The organism is Mesorhizobium sp. M1078 (genome assembly GCF_040318615.1).
GTDB lineage: Bacteria > Pseudomonadota > Alphaproteobacteria > Rhizobiales > Rhizobiaceae > Mesorhizobium.
On sequence record NZ_JAMYMP010000010.1, the window covers coordinates 153,386 to 170,677 of the forward strand.

A 17,292-nucleotide genomic window follows, 5' to 3' on the forward strand; every position below is an offset into this window, starting at 1 on the left:
GCTTACGCGACCCACTATTTTACAGGCTCGGGTGACCAGTTACGTGGTCTCGATATAGCGAACTCGGCCGGGTCGAGACGGGCGCCGATAGTAGGCATAGCATCGGTGATTGATGGAGACACGATAGAGATCCACGGGCAGCGCGTCCGCTTCAACGGCATCGATGCACCCGAAAGCCGCCAATACTGCAATGACGCTAGCGCACATCAATACCCCTGCGGGCGCCGGGCGGCCGAAGCATTGGCGAATTTCCTTGCGGCTTCGCAGCCTGTCCAATGCACATTTGTTTCATGGGATCGGTACCGTCGCTTCGTCAGTGATTGTCGGCGCGCGGACGGTGTCAGCGCCGCGTCCTGGATGGTCGAACATGGCCAAGCCTTGGACTGGCCCCGCTATAGCGACGGCGCCTATGCGCAACAGCAAACTAATGCTGAAAGCGCAAAGGTTGGAATCTGGATTGGGACGTTTGACAACCCTTGGGATTGGCGCGAACAACATGCCGAATCTGCGAGCCCAACCAAAAGCCCCCTTGGGCTTGTCAGCCGTCGCCAAGTAGCACAGAGCTACTCATGCCAACCTCGCCGCTTGTGCACGCAGATTTCATCTTGCGAAGAAGCACGTTGGTATCTCGCCAACTGCTCATGGGGGAGCAAGTTGGATCGAGATAGCGACGGGATTCCGTGCGAAGGCGTTTGCTGACCTGGGCTCACGCTTTGAGCCCATCCCCAACCATCACTCCCTAGTGTGCGCATTTAGCGTTATGAATTGGCGGTCGGAGCTTCGATGCAATTGCGCGAGTGCCGATAGAGCCTGGCAAAAGGGCTGGCTGACGTTTGTCTTGGAAAATTCCACCAGCTCGTTAAGTCCGGACGGGCTAGAAAACCGCAACGCTTCGTAGCGGCATACAGGGATCTGCCGATTGTCTTTGAAGCGCTTGTCAGGCCCGCCGTTTTTGTTTGGGTGAGCCCAGGTGTAGCTCACGATCTCCGCATCAGATGGAACTTTGCCGGTCTCGATAAAATTACTCGGGGCGAATTGGGTCTGCAGATCGGCATATCCGACTGCGCCGTATCGGTTTCCGTCCTTCACCAGCACTAGGTCAGGCATGAAGAAGAGCACCTGCCGACCCACATGGATTGAAGGAGGAGTAACGTTGCTGCGTACAACCTTCGGCAAGGAGCTTGTAAGTGTCGTGGGCTTTTTGTCGACCAGCATGCTGGCCCCGGCATTTCGCTTCCAAGCAGTCAGATCCTCTATCTTGCCGCCGGCAGCGACATGCCATCTCCCTGCGCAGCCGGTGAGAGTTTCGAACGCGCCGACAAGTCGCCCGTAGGCGGCCTCCGCGTCTTTTTCCAGATCGTAATAGAGCACGCTCACCCGGCGGTAACTGTCAAACCATTTGCCAATGAGCATACCCGGCACAAAGGCACCGATGCCCAGCACCGGTGCGGCACCTCCGAGCTTGGTCCCCACAAGGAAACCTGCAATCCCGAACAAAACCGCGAGTGCTACGGACAGCCGCGTCTGCGATTGCCTGGCATTGATTTCATCGAGCACATTGGCGAATGTCTCGTCACGCATTTCCACCACATCGCGGGACTCGATTTCTCTCATCACGACGCCGTCAGAGACGTATTCCGGGCGCGAGGATTGTGGACGGGGTTGCGGCGCAGATGGGGTCTGAGAGAGCTGAACTACCTTCTTCGCGCTGGCCTTGCCTAAAGTGCCACGATAGTAGAGCCCACCCACGCCGGCGTGGATGTAGTGACCTCTTGGCCCAGTGCCGATGCGGAGGCCCTTCACGCCAACGGAAGCGCCAACCCCACCGGACGAAAAGTTAAAGCGGAATGGTCCCGCACTGATCGATTTTCGAACGTAAAACCCCATAGCCCAATCCCCCCAACTCAACTGCCGTACCGACTAAGGCGCCAGTCTCTCGTCCCCATTCATGGCTTGGCGCCACCAACCGGCGCCAATTTTGATCGCTGCCTCACCCTAATCTCGATGCGCCTTCGAGCCCGTACATCGCCAATCTGCGCTCCGTCGGTGAGATGATCGCCGGGCAGGATGAGCTGACCACCAGACATCGGCAAAATCGTAAACCCCTTTAATGCGGGCATGTCACTGAGCACACTTGTAACTGAAATCGCGCGGGCCAGCCCAAGACCGGCATTGTCGGCGGGATGGAGTGAGCCGATTTCCACTTTCCCTGACAGGACCGGTTGGAGCCCCTTGTCCATGTTGGAGGATTCGCCCGCCATTGCCTGTTCGTCCGTGTGTCCAATTACCTCAATCACGTCGACACCGTACGAGGTCGCAGTCCCGGCGATGGTCTTCGCAAGATCGCGCAACTTTGTTTTGAAGGCATTCGAAAGCTCTGCGCTTCCGGTATCGAAATTATAGCCATCCAGTTCGCTGAGACTGATGATCGGCGGCCAATCGTGAGGTTTTGCTGCTTGCGTCGGCTCTGCAGCCTCCTTGAGCACATCAGCCAGATCCTGCAGCCCTTTGTCGGTGCCGGCGTAACCAAATTCTCTCAAGACCTTCGCCGCATCTATCATGGCCTTGGTCTGATCAATGCTTATGTCGTTGTCCGCAAGGACTTTCGCGACAGGGGCATTTCGCACGACCTCCTCCAGAGAAATACCTGCTTCCTTGACCGACTTAACAGCATCCTTGGCCAGGACCAGCTCGCGCCATTGTTCGTCGGGAACGGTTCCTCCCCTCGTGGGCTGAAACACCGCTTTTATCTGAGCCAGAAGCCGCTTGTTCTCGGCTTCGAGCCTCTGCACGTTTTCCTTGTTTGATTGAGTGGCTCGCAGTGCCTCATCGGTCTCTTTCTGCTTTTTCGTGATGATAGCACCGGCTGCTAGCAACAGGCAGAACACCAAAAGCAGCATCGTCTCGGCCATGGTCAGGCCCAGTATCAAACCGCGGCCAAAACCCTTGCGCTCGAAGGCGACCGAAGTCCCGCCAGCGTCACTCACCTGCCCCACCAACTGGTTCGCTTAGGCGGTTCCGTTCGTTCGGCGGGAGGCTCGCTTCCCAGAGTTTGGAAAGCGTCTGGTTGGGGCTCAGGCTCGACCCGAATTGGTGCGCTCTCGACGGTGTCATTTGCGGCCAGATCTGCCAGCGGCTGTTCAATCGCGATAGGAGCGTTGAGAGGGGGAACAGGCCTCGGCGCGTGAAGGGTTCTTCCTGCCAAGGTTGCGACAAGGTCTCCGGTGTCCTTGCTTTGCTTTTGCACCACTGCGGCAAGCGCCTGGGTCAAGCGTTGTTGCGCTTGGACGCTCTCCGCTGTTTGCTCTGCGGCTGCCACAGCCTTTTCCACACCTGCGGCCACTTTAGCCACAGCATCAACGATGCCCGCCATGCGGGCTTGCTGTTCCTGCGAAGCCGTCTCTGTTTTGACAGCATACTGAGCGACCGCGCTGCCAAGAAGTTTCACCATCGGCGCCAGATCGTTCTTAAGGACCTCATCAGGGACGACAACCTTCTCCAACTTGGTGGCTACGCTTTCGGCCTGTTCACCCAGTCTGCCAACTGAAGAGGACATTGAGCTGTTGGCTTTGTCGAGCAGATCGGCTGCCGCCTCGACGCGCTGTGCGATCGACGAGAACTGACTTTCGATCTGCCCAAAATTGTGGCTCAAAGCATTGCTGAGCTTTCCCGAGGCCTCTTGAACTGGTCTGATCGATTCCATCGCGATTTTATCCAGGGCCGATCTTATGTGCTCTCCGTTCCGCTCCGCTTGAACGGCGATTTCGGCAAAACCCTCCTCCAACATCTGATTGCTTACGCGGCGAAAGTCAGCGAATTCCCTGGTTACACTTTCCATCTCGGCTCTTACACGCCGCGTCATATCCGCGAGTTCGTGCCTGACCGTCCGTTCGATGTCGGCAGGATCGCGGCGCATCTGATTGTAAAAGATCCGCAAAGCAATGCCCGTGATCGTCGACGTCACCGCGATACCAAAGTTCCTCACGATTGTGTCGGTGGATCCTTCGGAACCAAACTGAAACAGCGATACGCCGAGACTCGTCAACGTAAACAGGAAACCCATGTAGTAGAGATTGTCGCCTGTTTGCTCATCGTGGAGCCGTAGCTTGCCGGTGAAGACGGACGCGGCAAGATAGATGAGCATCAGGCACACCGGTGCGCTCGCCGCCATTATAGGGTCTACGCCCGACAGCTTGGCTATTGCGATGAACACGCAGCCACCCAGGGTTAGCGTCGCAAAGACGAAAAGGGGCAGGCTCGGATGTCCTAAGAACGACTCCCCTCGCTTCTTGGCCATTAGTTTAACCCCTCCAACCCTACCAGCTTCTCAAAATCACCATGATGGCTTTGAACCCACCGGGTCCAGAACTCTGCATGTTCGAAAGAGCCAAATGGCTTCTTCGCCCTATCGACGTAGAGTATCGTAAACCCGACGCCATCGAGCGATGTCCCGTAAGTCCTGTCAGCCGCGCTATCAAGGTACTTCTGATAATCGAGACCCGAACGATATTGTGAGTACAGCGCCGTATGTTCGATCATATCTGACGCGACTATTATTCGCTTAGCGGTCTTCTCTTTCGCCAAACTGCTATCGAATAGCGACAGTTTGATTTTCTGAATTCCGGCCATGATCGGAGATTGGCTCGCGGATTCTCCATTGGGTATCTGGTCGGGAAGGTTCGTCAAAGGGTCCTCGAACGCATCTTCCCATTTCTTCTGCCGCCGAGACGGATTGTTCGTCCAGCTGTCGACCGTCGAGCCGTCGCCCGGATTGCATCCATCAAACATCACAGTCAGGTCGCCGGGCCTCGCGCCCAGCGTCAATATCTTGAGATAGCCGCCAGGCTCGACGCGCCCAATGGTCTTGCGGAATTCATTCTTCAGATCCGCCATGGTTATCGGCGAAATCGGGTCGGTGGCGTCGATCAAGACCGCTGTCAGGCTCACAGGTCCGTTCAGTGGGCAATTCGTGCTGATGTCGATTTGGTCCTTCCCGGATCTCGACCACATCCAAACAAAACCGGCCAGCATCACAGCCGACAGCACGGCCAATCCGGCTGCTGCGACAATTGTGCCGCCACTGCCTTTCTTTCTTCTGCGACCCCGCCTAGCCATTCACGCTATCCGGATGAAGCTTGTCGAGATCTCGGTACTGTTCGATCCCGCGCTCGCATTCCAGCCCGATGAGCCGCACCTGAGCGTTGAGTTCTTCCTGCGCGTCACGAATTGAGGCGCCCAGGTCCTTCTCGCTCCATTCATCGTCGGACGATATCAGGGGTTTTATGCGCTCAAGTTTGTAGGGTGTGGCAAAATGTTTTGGCGCTGGCTCTGTGCGGGCCTGGAAATTGGCCTCCCTGTACTTTGAGAGAAGCTGGTTGCAGGCTCGCTCCAGCTGGTCTTGATGCTGCGCAAAGAGCGTCAGCAGCCTCGACCGATGGTCGATGATCGCTCGATGCTCCCTGCGTCTGCTCCCCAGCCGCTTGACGATGTCCTCCACCTTCTCGTTGTGCTCATCGCGCACCTCTTGCAGAGCCTCGATGAGCTCGCTCTTGCGCTCGATGTAGTCTTCCCGGCGAGCCACTAATCTGTTTTCGACACCCGCATAGCCCGGGTATGGGTCGAGAACGAACCAGCCGTCGATAAACGCAAAGATCGAAAACATGAGACCAATGCCGAACAGAAGCCAGGATTTCACGTCCATAAGGCCAGCCGGATTGGCGAGCATGCTGCGCACGACCTCGACGCCGGCTCCGTCCACAAAGGACCCGCTAACCTCGCGGTAATGCGCAAGCGCTAGGTTTATGGTCAATGCCAAGCCGATATAGGCCACTATCGACAGCGCGCCGATCAACTTCACAAAAAGCGATCTGTGAGTCACCAGGCGTGCACAGAATATTGCGAACAGCAGAGCGGCGCCGATGTTCAAAAACGAGAAAGCGGCGGCCTCGAGGAGCCCGCCAAAGAATCCCTGTTCATTTCCCTTTGCGAGGAAATTTCCGTTCATCGCCGTTTCAATGAGGAACAGGAAGATTAGCAGGGACACTCGGAAAACATGGGCCGCTCCGTGTTGAACCCTCACAGCCCGGACAAGCCCGTGCTTCTGTTTGAACCAGTCGTGTTCTTTCTCCGCATCGTTGAGCGATTTGCGCAATCCGTGAAGTTCGTCCAGGCCCACCGCGATCGAGGCCTTGAAATCGGAAACACTGGCGGCGTTCGCCTGACGGATCAGACCAAACTGCTCTTCAAAGTCGAGGCCAGCCAATCGGCCGGAGAGTAGCTGTAGGCTGTCTTCGAGTGTGTGATGTGCGGCCTTCTTTTCGTCCTCGACCCTCTCGATAACTGTGTGCTCTATATCGTCGAAATTCTTGGCCGTTTTCGGGGGCTGGTTAGCCTCGCCTCGCTGCGTTCCACGGCCTTCAAGATCCATTTCGCGATCAATTTTCGCGACATCCAAGCTATTGAACAATTGGGTGCTGGCGCGGAAATCGTGATTTGCCTCTAGTAGAGACTCCCGCAGTTTATTTAGCTTTTCGAATTTTATTCCCACAGCACCGCACCCATTTTTGTACCTCTGCCCGCACAAATGGCTTCTATGCACAGTAGAAGCAAAGGGCAACTGCGTCTTCGCAACTTTGCGGTCCACTGCTCACGAGACGATCGTCTGATGTAAAAATGACAACGATAGCTGCCGTGGCAAGCGGACTTGGGCCAATGAATAGGCCAGGCAGCATACTCTTCTCCGCCGGGCTTTGTGGCGAAGGAACTGAAGATCACGCCAATGAGCTGCTAAAAATCGACTCCAGAGGCGTTCGCGCAGTAGCAGAAGCGCGCGCCCTCGGCGCGCACCACGCCACCAAAGTAAGCGCCGTCAATCTCGACCTCGCCTTCAAGGGTTTCGTTCTTGGTTTCAGCCGACAGGCTTCGCGCAGCTTGTGAGCCAGCGCAAAGGCGGTCTTGTACTGCACGTCCAGATCGCGAGAGAACTGGACCGCCGACATGCCCTTCGCGCCGTTAACAAACAGGCAGATCGCGGCGAGCAGATCGACAAACGACAGCTTGCGCCAAGGCGAAGATCGTGCCCTCGTAACCGAGAACTGCGCCCCCGCAAGCGGCGCACTTGAACTTGCGACGGGTCGGAATGTCGTAATGATCCAGGCACCCGCATTTCCGGCAAACAGGCTCGCCTTGAGTCGAAGCCCAGCGAAGGCGCTTGAACGCGTCGTAAGCCTTTTCCTCGCCACCCTTGTAAATCTCTTTCAGAGAAAGGGAGCGGCTTTCGGCGGAAAGGAGGAAGTGTTGGGCTATTGTCATCATATCCGGTTATATGCGGGACTTGTATCGCCAAATACAGGGGCCTGTACCACCGACTGTGATGATATTGTTTGAGGCGAGGCGATGGCAGGCAAGGACGACCCGCAGACCGTCGAATACGAGACGAAAGCCAAGAACCTTTTGAAGTCAGAGTTGAAGCGGAAGGGCGTTACCTATGCCCAACTCGCCGAAAAATTGGCGACTATGGACATTCACGAAACTGAGCGTAATTTGAACAACAAAATAAGCCGGGGGGCTTTAGCGCTGCGTTCTTACTGCAATGCTTAGACGCCGGGGCATCCTCATTGCGGCTTTCGGAGTAGTTTTACTCGGGGCGGCTTTACCGCCAGACGAGCGCAAGAGCACTCAGCCCCAACATTCCGAACAGCATCAAGAGACCATAGGCAACCCTGTTGCGGCAAGCCCTCCGCCAGTCCAACAGGCAAATGAACCCCCAAGTTACACTAACCCATGCCAAGCAGGTCACGATGATCGCAGTTCCGATCTGTGTGCCCAGTGGAACGCTGCCGACGCTGCCCAACAGTCGGCGAACTGGACCACCATTGGCGCTATCGTGGGTGCTTTCACGCTCGCCGCTGCTATGGCCGCTGCTTACTACGCCAAAGAGGCTGCTAGGCACACCCAGCGCAGCGCCGACATTGCCGAAAAGGCTTTGCTCGATATCGAGCGCTCGTATTTGTTCGTCACCGCCACCAAACCGTTGGTGGGGGTGACGCACGATTGGGCTGACAAGCCCGACAACAAAAGACCAATTCCGGAAGCGGCATACTCGATCAAGAATTTCGGACGCACTCCTGCCATCATAAACGAGATTCGGGCGAGCCTCCGGCTTTGCAACTTGCCGCCAACTCCGCATTAGCATCCCGGAGAAATCAATGACGTTGAACGGGTGCTCGGGGCAGACGATGCTCTTAGCCCTGCAGCTTTTGATCGCGGCGGCCCTATCACAAACAATGTGCTGAATGAGCTTTTCCTGTCCGATACTCACATAGGGGCGGGTTCCCTTCCATATGTATCTGTATGGCGAGATCACTTATACGAGCGTCAACGGGATCACCGACCAATTCGGATTTATCTACCGCTACTCGCCTCCCGGCAATACGTTCCATTTGCAGGACATTCCCGGCTACACCTACCGCCACCGTGACGTGAAGAAACATAAGCAAAACGATGACTTATCGGCCTTAGACTTGCTCCGAACGCGTAAAAGCGGCCTCGGGCGGTTGCAAGATCGCGACAATGTTTATTTTTGATATCCGCTCGGTAAGGCGCTTTTCGCTTAAGCAACTAGGCGTTCTCACATTTTTTGTTCAAGAACAAGGCGTTACACAACTTGCCTACGAGGCGAAAGCGCCTTAAGTGTCAACGTTTACATACGCGAAAGTGCCTAAACATCCTGCCTGCTGCGGATGAAAAACCGCTGACTGTAAAAGCCCGCCAACCTTTCGGCGGGCGGGCTTCCACTGCCGGAACTGGAGAGTGTCATGTCGACAGCCCCGACAGGTCGGAAAGGGGTCGCTGGTTAGCGGCGCGAGATCAGCAAGCAGAGCCGGCGCAGCTCACGATCATAGGTATCTTCGTTGCTAAGCACTTCGACGCAGCGCTTCTTCATCCGAGTGACCTGGGCGTTCGACATATCGCCGACAACGCTAGCCAGATTCGGGTTGCTCGAAGCGGTCGGGTTGCTGGGGTTGGCGGCTGGATTGGTTCCAACGCCGACATTTACGTCGGTACCGACCCCGGTGACGACACCGACATTGGCGCGGCCGGTGCCAATGGAAGCAGTCGCTCTGCCAGTGCCGCCGACGGAGGCTGCGGCATTTGCCCCAGAACCGCCTAGGGATACGCTAGCCGTAGCGCCGCTGTTGCCGCCCACATTAGCGCTGGCGCCTCCGCTGCCGACGGATACCCCGCCGACGCCTCCGACATTAATTCCAGCTGCAGTCGCCGGCATGCAAAGAATTACGAGAACACATCCGGCAGTCAGACTGCCCGTAAGAATTTCAAAAATTCTTGCCATAGTACGCCTCCTTGTTGCCCTGCAAAGGATGGGACATTTTTTGGGACCTACGGACCCCATAGTGACGCACTAGAGTTGAAAAACAACTTAACGGCCCGCGAAAGATTCGTTCTTGGATCATTACTTGGTAATTCTCAGGAGTCACATATAATAAAATTTTACTTTGGCTCCTACGTGATTTTTCCATTTGTCAGATAATATCATTCCCCAAGCACTCCAGGTGCGGTGCAACAAGGTTCAGGGATGACCGTCCGGCGATCAGTAAGCGGCTACTACCGCCGATCGGACATACAACGCTATATTAGCACCTTTTGACGAACCCGACCGGCGGGCCGAGCCAGAATCCCGTCAGCGCAAAACCTGCAAAATCGCTTCCGATGCTCGCCATTGACTAGCACGGAGGAAGTTCTGAGCGCCAAACACGGTGACCATCAACCTACGGCCGCTGGTAACTGTCGACGTCGAGCATTTCGCCTGGTTGAAAGCTATGTGGCGCCGAAGCGGAAGAAAACACTGCAGACCCCGTTTCCTAAAATCGTATCAGGGCATTAGCAGTTACGCCGAGCGGCCGCCGACCTATCGATTAACTCGGTCCGGAGCCAGAGCGTTATAAAGGAGCAAACACGCCAGAAGTGAGATGACGCTGCCTAGCAGTTGGTCTGCCGTCAGGCCGGAAAAATAAACGAGATCGAACGCCAGTACAGCCATCGCTCTAGCCACTCATGAATTGGAAAACCTAACGAGCTGGTCACCAAGTCCGGCCTGCTCAAGATCGCGCAACGTGTCCTTCAACTCCTTGCGCTTGTAGCGATTGATGATGCCGGCTAGGTTGTGGCGGCATCTAACAAACATTCGACTCGCGCCTGCCATGACGACGACCCGCCGAAGCGAGCATCGCGAGCGCACAGTATTCAAATCCCCCAAGGCGTCCGTCGAGATTTGACAACAGACAGATGGCGCGGCGCGAGCTCTGACGCTGTACGACTGACGCAAGCGGCTCTCAATCCTGGGCGTTGTCCTTGGTCCGTGTGAGGCGGCTTTCGCCTTCCTCCGGGCCGAAGCAGCTTTCGAAATCATTGCAGTCCCGGCAACTGGGGGAGCTGCACAGCGAAAAGCCTTCGGCCTCGCAGAGCTTTCGGTAAAAGTATTTTTTCCATTTCATGTTTTGGGTGTTGCCGGCCGCCAGCGTCGGAAAATGCGAGGCGAGCAGGCGGCCGAGGTCGCTTCGACTAAAAAGGCCAAGGTCTTGCCAGAGGTGGTCATTGCGCATGGCACGCCGGGCGATGATCTTGGCGAAGCGGGCGCTTGCCTTGTCGTCGGGCCGGGCATGCGCCAGCAGCAGTCCGCGCAGAAGTTCTTCTTCCAGATCCGGCTCAGGCTCGCTCCCCTCTTCCAAGGCAAACGCGTTGATAGGAAAAGCAGGGAAACAGCGGGACAGGACATCGCGCAACTCGGCGCGCGAAAGTCCGGTTGCCTCCGTCGCCGTCGCCTCGCCGGCCTCGATCTCCTCGAGCGCACGTGAAAGCACACAGGCAAGCACATGCTGGTCGAACCTTCTCTCCAGCTGCGGCCATTGGCCGGTGCTGAGCCGGGCATAATGTTGGGCAAATATGGCGCGTTCTCCTGGTTTCGCCCTATCAAATCATGCAGAGACCCGGCCTGCCGCAGCATGGGTCGGGCAGTTCTTCGGTACGGCACTCCGGGTCGCCTCGCGTCGAGTAGTTCGGCAATTCTCGTCTGGTCCATCGGCTCTGGCGCAAATTCTGTGATTCGAAGAGGTTCGCGAACCCCGGCCCTGCCGTTTGCGCCTCACGGGGAACACTGGCGCCGGAATTTGCCCCGCAGAGTTGGACGTGAACGGTGCGGGACAGAGGTCGCGTGCTGAGTGCGGCCACATGGTTCAAGCCGCCAGACTCACGGTTGAATGCCGTCTCATCCAGAGCGTCAGCGAGTGAGTTCCAGCGCACGTTCAGGACAGGATCGCGCGCCTCGTGATGCAGGCAGTTCCTCCCCTTCCGCAACTTCAATGTCACCAGGCAGGATGTAACCGTCATTATCGAGTTTAAAGATGTCCGGCGCTTGCGCCGCGCATCGCGCGTGGCCCTGGCATTTGGCCTTTTGGACGATGATGCGCATGGCGCTGCCTCCATTGTCTGTGCCCGGGCTCGGGGCGGGCCTAAGACCAGTCCAGGATCAAATTTTCGATCCCGAACACATGGCCGCCAGAAGTTATCGGCGCCGTACCCTGCTTGATCCTGAAAGCCGGGATGCGCGCCAGCCACTCCTCCAGGCCAATGACAATCTCGCGCCGGGCAAGGTGTGAGCCAAGGCAACGGTGGGGACCATAGCCAAACGCTGCGTGGCGGTTGTCCTCCCGCTCCAAATCAATCGTGTTGGGGCATTCGAATTCCGCCGGGTCACGATTGGCAATCATCGTGGCGCAGGAAACATAGTCCCCCTTCCGGATCGGCGCGCCTTCGAAGTCGATATCTTTCGTGGCCACGCGGATCAACTGAATGGGCGGATAGGCCCGCAGCAATTCTTCGGTTGCGAGCGGGATGCGGTCCGGTTCGCTCCGCAGCAATTGCTGATCTTTGAGGTTGCGTGCGAGGTACGCCAAGTCAAAGCCTATAGCTGCTGCGACCGTGTCGAGCCCAGCGACGAAGACAAGCACGCCGATGCCGCGGACTTGGGTGTCAGTCAGCCGGCGGCCCTCGACCTGTGCCTGCACTATAAAGGTCATGAAATCGTCAACCGCCTCATCGCGGCGCATGGCTGCAAGTTCGTCGATGAATGCCACGATCGTCCGGGCAGCCACAGGTCGTTCCTTATCGTCGCCGTGGAGCAGATCTTTCCCCCAGCCGACGAATGTATCGAGTCGGTCATCAGGCAACCCCAGAAAGCGAAGAAAGGTGCTCACCGCGAAAGGAAAGGCAAAATCCTTCATCACTTCGCAGCTTGTGCGCGACGCGGCGATCCTTTCGATCAGCTCGACCGCCCGTTCGCGGACAGCCGGTTCCAAAGCCAACACCCGCTTTGGCGAAAGCAGCGGATTAAGCAGTGAGCGAAAGACGCCATGGGCCGGTGGATCGAGCTCAAGCGGGATCGTCGGCCAGTTCTCACCCAGTATGGAGGAGAAGATGCTGCGATGGCTGGAAAAAGTCTCTGCGTCCTGCAGCACCTTCCGCTGGTCCGCGGCACGGGTGATGACCCAGGTACCCCGGCCATCTTGCGTGTTGTAGCGGGAGTAAAAGATCGGAGGCCCGTCATGTACGCAAGCGACAGCTGCGTGTGGATCCCCGTTGGGTGTTGGTGGCATCCCTGGCGATGTAAACAGGCTGAAGTCCCTCACCATTTCGGGCGGGACATGATCTGGAACGGGGTTGGTCGCCATTTTGTTTTCTCTACATTGGCGTTCATGGCTCAATTGAGATTGCACCGCTGTTCATAAAGTCGATTTCCAGCATGGGCACGTCTCTTGTCGGGCGCCTTCTAGATTCTGTCGCCTGATACAGCCCACCTGCACCAGCGCGGATGAGATGGGTTGCGAAGTCGATCAGAGGGGCATCTCCGCCGCGCTCCGGTCATGAAGCAAAGCGGCCGCTTCCCCGTTAGGGTTGAGAGACTGGTCAATCACCTCTGCCCTGCTGATCAAATTGTCGAAGCAAGTCGCGTGCCGGATAGGGTGGCCATGGCGGTGCACCAAGCAATGCCAGCCTGCGCTGGGTCTGCCGCTGATGATCACCTGTCCATCATTCTTATGACAACGTCCGACAACCGACATCCGTGGTCGGTTTTGTCGAGCCCGCGACATCGGGCTGTTCGGCTTGGCTGTTGCTGCACAGCCTGCCGGTCGACGAGCGAGTAGATCGCTCGCACGGCCCGGATTGAGCAATGACGCGATCCAGCGCAAGGATCGGGTGCGGTCCGAGAAGACCCGACGGCGCTTGCGCGAGACGATCGGAAATATCAAAAAGGTCAAGCCGCGCTTCGGTTCGGCGCTGATGGCGTATGCGTTTTATCGCTCGCAGGCGCTGCAAGGCTTTTCCGGCAGACGGCGATGCACTCGTGCGCACCGGTGCCGACCGGCGACCAGCTTGACTGTATAGATGCGGTCCATTCCGGCGTGCATCACCTGACCATGCGCATGCGCTACGACGGCATCCTTTCCGCTCATGGACCTAGATTTGCTCGCGAGCCGCTGTCGGAACGTGGTGCTGAGTCCTATCGCGGCCAATTCAATCCGAGGACCTGTCGGCAGTCAACACACCCCTGGAGGTCGGACCGGGAACGCGTGGCAGACTCTCGGCCAGAAACCGCCAGTCGCTGCCCTCGCGTTCGCCTTCCTTGCGCGTGCCGAAGAACTGGATGATCATCTTGCCGTCCGCGCCATAGGCTTCAATGGACGTAACGTGACCATCCCTCGTCGGCTTGCGCACGGCCCAGACCTCGCGGATGCGATGGGTCCTAAGATGCAGATGGAAGGTCTCTTCGAGCACATTGATCCGCGGCCCGATCTGCTTGACCGACCTGATCGGGCCGGAATGGATCTGAATGCAACCACGATTGCCGACAAAGCACATGATCGGCATCTCGTCTTCGGCCGCCTGTTGGAACAGGGCGCCAATGGCATCATTGTCGAGTAGCCAGGCGTCATCCTCGTCGGCCATACGCATCGCCTGGCAGCGGCTGAGCTTCAGTGTCTTCAACATATGGTAGAACTGATGCACGTCGCTTAGCCGGCCCCAGTGCTCGCGTAGGTCGTCGACCGTGGTGGCGTGGTCTGGACTCACTGCGTTATCGCGCGCCCCGCTCGCCTCGAGCGATATGATCGGCTCCTGGTCGGGGGATACAAGCTCTGCCGTCAGATCCTGATAGGCCTGCAGGTTCGAGGCGGGCGTGAGATGAGCTTTGTGCATCGCCTCGCCGGTGGCATCAAAGAATTGCAGGTTGCGGCGGATCTCGGCCCCCTCGCGCTTCTCGACGGCGAAGCCATACGCCCACGCTTTCGGGAAGATGCGCAGGTCGATCTCGTCGCCGAGCAGTATGGCATGCTGGTTGCCGGTGACCACTTTGCCGTAGACGCCAGTCTTTTGGTGCACGGCACTTTCGTTGCTGGTGACCGCCATCACCTCGCCGACCGCTTCGAGGCCGGTCAGCAGATCATCGACGCGCGGCTCGATGCGCACCGCGCCGTGACCACAATGCGCCGCGACCAACTCGGCTTCCGAAATGCCCAATCGAGCGGCGAGATCATGCTCCCGGATCTTCGGATTGTCTTTGCACGCCCGCCGGATTTCGTCGGGCGACGGTTTCTCGCGTTGGTCCATGCTTACCCCTGTTTCTACGACGTGTGAGGATCATCTGCCCTGCCCGGGAATCTTCAGCCGATAAGGCGCGCCGAAATGCTCGATCCTGATCTGCTGCTGGCCCATGAACAAGGTGTCGCTGGACAGCGTGCGCACGGCGTCGCACCGGTGCGAAAACCGGCGAGCAGCCACATGCCGATGGCATCCCATCGAGCCGGTCGGCGGCTACTGGGCGGTGGTGAGCCAGTATGGATGTTGTCGCAATCGGCCAAGCGGGCATTCGGATGCCACGAGCGGCGCTGTTTTGCCAACAACGCGTATCTGACCACGGTCCTGACATGTTACTCCCTTGCTTCGCCCCATCCATCGCGATGGCACCCACGGCATGGTTGTGGATCGGCATGCCTTGCCGTCTCGCCAAACGGAGCTTCAAAAACCGTGCCAATTGCGCCGAGGCAAGCTCAGAAGAAGTTCTGTCCTTGGTATGTGAGTTCACCCAAGAACTCAGGCCAACATCCCTCGTGCCGGACCCGACAAACCCGACAGCACGTGTCGATTGGCCGACACCTTATCAGCAATCAAGAGGCACCAGTGTGAGAGATGCCGCGCTGTGTTGAAACGTTTTTTCGCTTTGGCACGGTGCATGCGACGTGATGGGCAAGCAGGTCCCGGACTGAGGAGAATGGAGCCATGATTACGCTCACCGACAACGCTGTTGCCGCCTTCAAGACTGCTCTTTGCCGTGCCAGCGAGCCGGCGGAAGGCTTTCGCATTATGGTCGAGGCCGGCGGCTGCGCAGGCTTCAAATACTTAATGGGCCTGGAGAGCGTGTCGCGCGAGGGCGACGCGATCACTGACACAGATGGGGTCAAGCTGTTCGTGGACGCGGGCTCCCAACCCCATGTAGCCGGCATGACCGTCGACTTCCTCACCGGGCTCCAATCTTCCGGTTTTGTCTTCGATAACCCCAATGCGCGCGAAAAGTGCGGCTGCGGCAAGTCCTTCAGTTAAACGCCCGAAGCGCCTGTGCGGCCGACACACTGATTTTGCGGCAGAGGAGACTTATATGGCCGGCACAACAGATGTCCCCGTCCTAAAAAACAAGACAAGGTCAAAGCCGATCTCGGGACCGCCATTCGCTCCCAGTAGGATTCAAAGAACGTCGCCTCCCGAAGCAGCTCGGTTCCTGGTTGCACCCGAGCTGCTTGCGGACATATCGCGCCGCTGCGCTAAATTCGGCTCATCGGTAGCGTTTTCGCGTTCGGGCGTCCTGACCTGCGGCCACTGCGAACATGTCCATATCGACGGAGATCCGGTTTACGTCAAACACTCCGGGCGTCTGCGCGCGCTGCCAGTTCAAATGATCATCAACGGCATGCGCCAGAGGCTCAACGAGTCGGTCTAGCGCTCGCGTTATTCTGTTAACTGAGGATCGCACCCATGAAGCCTGTCTACCTCGACAACAACGCAACCACACGGGTCGATCCTGAGGTGGTGCAAGCGATGTTGCCGTTCTTTAGGGATCAATTCGGCAACCCTTCGTCGGCACACGCTCTTGGCGCCTCAGTCAGTGCAGCGGTGAGAAAGGCGCGGAGGCAGTTGCAAGCGCTGATCGGCGCGGAGTTCGAGGATGAGATCACTTTCACCTCGGGTGGGACAGAAAGCGACAATGCAGCGCTTCTTTCAGCGCTCGAGGCGGCGCCCGACCGAGCCGAAATCGTGACGTCCGCGGTCGAGCATCCCGCCGTGCTGACGCTCTGCGCGCATCTTGAGAAGACCCGCCGCCTCAAGGTGCACAGGATCCCGGTGGATTGCCGTGGTCGGCTCGATCTCGACGCCTATATGGCCGCCCTCACCCCACAGGTGGCAATCGTATCAATAATGTGGGCGAACAACGAGACTGGTGTGATCTTCCCCGTGGCAAGGCTTTCCGAGTTGGCCAAGGAAGTGGGTGCCCTATTCCATACCGATGCTGTGCAGGCAGTCGGTAAGCTTCCGATGGACCTGAAGTCGACCGCAATCGACATGCTGTCGCTCTCCGGCCACAAGCTGCACGGGCCGAAAGGAATCGGTGCGCTTTTCGTAAAACGTGGCGTCAATTTCCATTCGCTGATCAAGGGGGGTCACCAAGAACACAACCGGCGTGCTGGCACCGAGAATACGCCCGGCATAGCCGGGCTCGGCACGGCGGCCGAACTCGCCTTGAAATTCATGGACGACGAGAACACGCGGGTAAAGTCGCTCCGCGATCGCCTGGAGGGCGGGATCCTCCAGCGCATCCCAAGCACCTGTGTCACTGGTGATCCCTTGCAACGGTTGCCCAACACCGCAAACATCTCCTTCGAACATGTCGAAAGTGATGGAATTCCACTTCTCCTCAGCCGCATTGGCATCGCGTGTTCCTCTGGCTCGGCCTGCACCTCCGGCTCTCTGGAACCAAGCCATGTCCTAAGCGCGATGAAAACGCCACACGCGGCAGTCCGCTTCTCCTTGGCGCGGGACAACAGCGAAGAGGACGTCGACCGGGTGCTCGAGGTCATGCCGGGAATCGTGGGGAAGCTGCGCAGCTTTTCCGGTTCTGGGCCGGGTAATCCGGTCTATGCGTGAGCCGCAGAAGAACAGGCTACCGGT

The 17,292-nt window shown here is 57.8% G+C and carries 18 protein-coding genes and 1 pseudogene; 7 read left to right on the top strand and 12 right to left on the bottom strand.

Features of this window, described 5'->3' with window-relative positions; genetic code table 11:
- Nucleotides 1-105 precede the first annotated feature (105 nt).
- Nucleotides 106-699, top strand: coding sequence for a thermonuclease family protein (locus NKH38_RS15965; protein WP_352904375.1), 594 nt, complete (start codon nucleotides 106-108; stop codon nucleotides 697-699).
- Nucleotides 700-732: 33 nt separating this feature from the next.
- Here the strand turns inward: NKH38_RS15965 and NKH38_RS15970 are convergent, their stop codons facing one another.
- From NKH38_RS15970 to NKH38_RS15995, 6 genes and pseudogenes are all read right to left on the bottom strand, one after another.
- Nucleotides 733-1,887, bottom strand: a complete 1,155-nt coding sequence (locus NKH38_RS15970; RefSeq protein WP_023672191.1) for a DUF4236 domain-containing protein — start codon at nucleotides 1,885-1,887, stop codon at nucleotides 733-735.
- A 59-nt stretch (nucleotides 1,888-1,946) separates the two neighbouring features.
- Entirely contained in the window at nucleotides 1,947-2,987 is a 1,041-nt protein-coding gene (locus NKH38_RS15975; protein WP_031198374.1) for an OmpA family protein, read from the bottom strand.
- On the bottom strand, nucleotides 2,984-4,297 hold the full coding sequence (locus NKH38_RS15980; protein WP_023672193.1) for a hypothetical protein: 1,314 nt from the start codon (nucleotides 4,295-4,297) through the stop codon (nucleotides 2,984-2,986). Before NKH38_RS15980 ends, NKH38_RS15975 begins: the two co-directional genes overlap by 4 nt.
- Nucleotides 4,297-5,115, bottom strand: coding sequence for a hypothetical protein (locus NKH38_RS15985; protein WP_023687338.1), 819 nt, complete (start codon nucleotides 5,113-5,115; stop codon nucleotides 4,297-4,299). The genes NKH38_RS15980 and NKH38_RS15985 overlap by 1 nt, the downstream gene beginning before the upstream one ends.
- Nucleotides 5,108-6,541 (bottom strand): hypothetical protein, encoded by a 1,434-nt coding sequence (locus NKH38_RS15990; RefSeq protein ID WP_023706372.1) that lies wholly within the window; start codon nucleotides 6,539-6,541, stop codon nucleotides 5,108-5,110. Before NKH38_RS15990 ends, NKH38_RS15985 begins: the two co-directional genes overlap by 8 nt.
- A 284-nt stretch (nucleotides 6,542-6,825) precedes the next feature.
- Nucleotides 6,826-7,305: pseudogene (locus NKH38_RS15995) on the bottom strand (transposase); the annotation flags it as partial.
- A 90-nt stretch (nucleotides 7,306-7,395) separates the two neighbouring features.
- Here NKH38_RS15995 and NKH38_RS16000 point away from each other — a divergent pair.
- From NKH38_RS16000 to NKH38_RS16010, 3 genes are all read left to right on the top strand, one after another.
- The gene (locus NKH38_RS16000) at nucleotides 7,396-7,599 is read left to right on the top strand and encodes a DUF6471 domain-containing protein (RefSeq protein WP_023731283.1); all 204 of its coding nucleotides are present in this window, start codon (nucleotides 7,396-7,398) and stop codon (nucleotides 7,597-7,599) included.
- A gap of 286 nt (nucleotides 7,600-7,885) precedes the next feature.
- The gene (locus NKH38_RS16005; protein WP_023835179.1) at nucleotides 7,886-8,191 is read left to right on the top strand and encodes a hypothetical protein; all 306 of its coding nucleotides are present in this window, start codon (nucleotides 7,886-7,888) and stop codon (nucleotides 8,189-8,191) included.
- A gap of 151 nt (nucleotides 8,192-8,342) precedes the next feature.
- Nucleotides 8,343-8,585, top strand: coding sequence for a hypothetical protein (locus NKH38_RS16010; protein WP_352765026.1), 243 nt, complete (start codon nucleotides 8,343-8,345; stop codon nucleotides 8,583-8,585).
- 269 nt (nucleotides 8,586-8,854) lie between these two features.
- Here the strand turns inward: NKH38_RS16010 and NKH38_RS16015 are convergent, their stop codons facing one another.
- From NKH38_RS16015 to hemP, 6 genes are all read right to left on the bottom strand, one after another.
- Entirely contained in the window at nucleotides 8,855-9,352 is a 498-nt protein-coding gene (locus tag NKH38_RS16015; RefSeq protein ID WP_352741730.1) for a hypothetical protein, read from the bottom strand.
- A 1,000-nt stretch (nucleotides 9,353-10,352) separates the two neighbouring features.
- Nucleotides 10,353-10,964 (bottom strand): nitrogen fixation protein NifQ, encoded by a 612-nt coding sequence (locus NKH38_RS16020; protein ID WP_023687343.1) that lies wholly within the window; start codon nucleotides 10,962-10,964, stop codon nucleotides 10,353-10,355.
- A gap of 332 nt (nucleotides 10,965-11,296) precedes the next feature.
- Nucleotides 11,297-11,488, bottom strand: coding sequence for a ferredoxin (locus tag NKH38_RS16025; RefSeq protein ID WP_081725572.1), 192 nt, complete (start codon nucleotides 11,486-11,488; stop codon nucleotides 11,297-11,299).
- Between the two features lie 40 nt (nucleotides 11,489-11,528).
- The gene (locus NKH38_RS16030) at nucleotides 11,529-12,746 is read right to left on the bottom strand and encodes a cytochrome P450 (protein WP_352765029.1); all 1,218 of its coding nucleotides are present in this window, start codon (nucleotides 12,744-12,746) and stop codon (nucleotides 11,529-11,531) included.
- Nucleotides 12,747-13,590: 844 nt separating this feature from the next.
- The gene (locus tag NKH38_RS16035; RefSeq protein ID WP_352765031.1) at nucleotides 13,591-14,682 is read right to left on the bottom strand and encodes a hemin-degrading factor; all 1,092 of its coding nucleotides are present in this window, start codon (nucleotides 14,680-14,682) and stop codon (nucleotides 13,591-13,593) included.
- Nucleotides 14,683-14,712: 30 nt separating this feature from the next.
- Nucleotides 14,713-14,817, bottom strand: coding sequence for a hemin uptake protein HemP (gene hemP / locus NKH38_RS16040; protein ID WP_023685012.1), 105 nt, complete (start codon nucleotides 14,815-14,817; stop codon nucleotides 14,713-14,715).
- A gap of 534 nt (nucleotides 14,818-15,351) precedes the next feature.
- Here hemP and NKH38_RS16045 point away from each other — a divergent pair.
- The 3 genes from NKH38_RS16045 to nifS are packed head-to-tail and all read left to right on the top strand — an operon-like array spanning nucleotide 15,352 to nucleotide 17,268.
- A complete protein-coding gene (locus NKH38_RS16045; protein ID WP_023672207.1) occupies nucleotides 15,352-15,672 on the top strand; it encodes a HesB/IscA family protein in 321 nt (106 codons plus the stop codon).
- A gap of 55 nt (nucleotides 15,673-15,727) precedes the next feature.
- Nucleotides 15,728-16,066: a hypothetical protein gene (locus NKH38_RS16050; RefSeq protein WP_352765033.1), complete on the top strand. Its 339-nt coding sequence runs from the start codon at nucleotides 15,728-15,730 to the stop codon at nucleotides 16,064-16,066.
- 35 nt (nucleotides 16,067-16,101) lie between these two features.
- Nucleotides 16,102-17,268 (top strand): cysteine desulfurase NifS, encoded by a 1,167-nt coding sequence (gene nifS / locus NKH38_RS16055; protein WP_352765035.1) that lies wholly within the window; start codon nucleotides 16,102-16,104, stop codon nucleotides 17,266-17,268.
- Nucleotides 17,269-17,292 lie beyond the last annotated feature (24 nt).

Coding starts and splice junctions, on each gene's coding strand:
- NKH38_RS15970 (WP_023672191.1), bottom strand. CDS start 1,887: ATGGGGTTTTACGTTCGAAAATCGATCAGTGCGGGACCATTCCGCTTT.
- NKH38_RS15985 (WP_023687338.1), bottom strand. CDS start 5,115: ATGGCTAGGCGGGGTCGCAGAAGAAAGAAAGGCAGTGGCGGCACAATT.
- NKH38_RS16010 (WP_352765026.1), top strand. CDS start 8,343: ATGTATCTGTATGGCGAGATCACTTATACGAGCGTCAACGGGATCACC.
- NKH38_RS16030 (WP_352765029.1), bottom strand. CDS start 12,746: ATGGCGACCAACCCCGTTCCAGATCATGTCCCGCCCGAAATGGTGAGG.
- NKH38_RS15980 (WP_023672193.1), bottom strand. CDS start 4,297: ATGGCCAAGAAGCGAGGGGAGTCGTTCTTAGGACATCCGAGCCTGCCC.
- nifS (WP_352765035.1), top strand. CDS start 16,102: ATGAAGCCTGTCTACCTCGACAACAACGCAACCACACGGGTCGATCCT.
- NKH38_RS16050 (WP_352765033.1), top strand. CDS start 15,728: ATGGCCGGCACAACAGATGTCCCCGTCCTAAAAAACAAGACAAGGTCA.
- NKH38_RS16000 (WP_023731283.1), top strand. CDS start 7,396: ATGGCAGGCAAGGACGACCCGCAGACCGTCGAATACGAGACGAAAGCC.
- NKH38_RS16015 (WP_352741730.1), bottom strand. CDS start 9,352: ATGGCAAGAATTTTTGAAATTCTTACGGGCAGTCTGACTGCCGGATGT.
- NKH38_RS16045 (WP_023672207.1), top strand. CDS start 15,352: ATGATTACGCTCACCGACAACGCTGTTGCCGCCTTCAAGACTGCTCTT.
- NKH38_RS16035 (WP_352765031.1), bottom strand. CDS start 14,682: ATGGACCAACGCGAGAAACCGTCGCCCGACGAAATCCGGCGGGCGTGC.
- NKH38_RS16025 (WP_081725572.1), bottom strand. CDS start 11,488: ATGCGCATCATCGTCCAAAAGGCCAAATGCCAGGGCCACGCGCGATGC.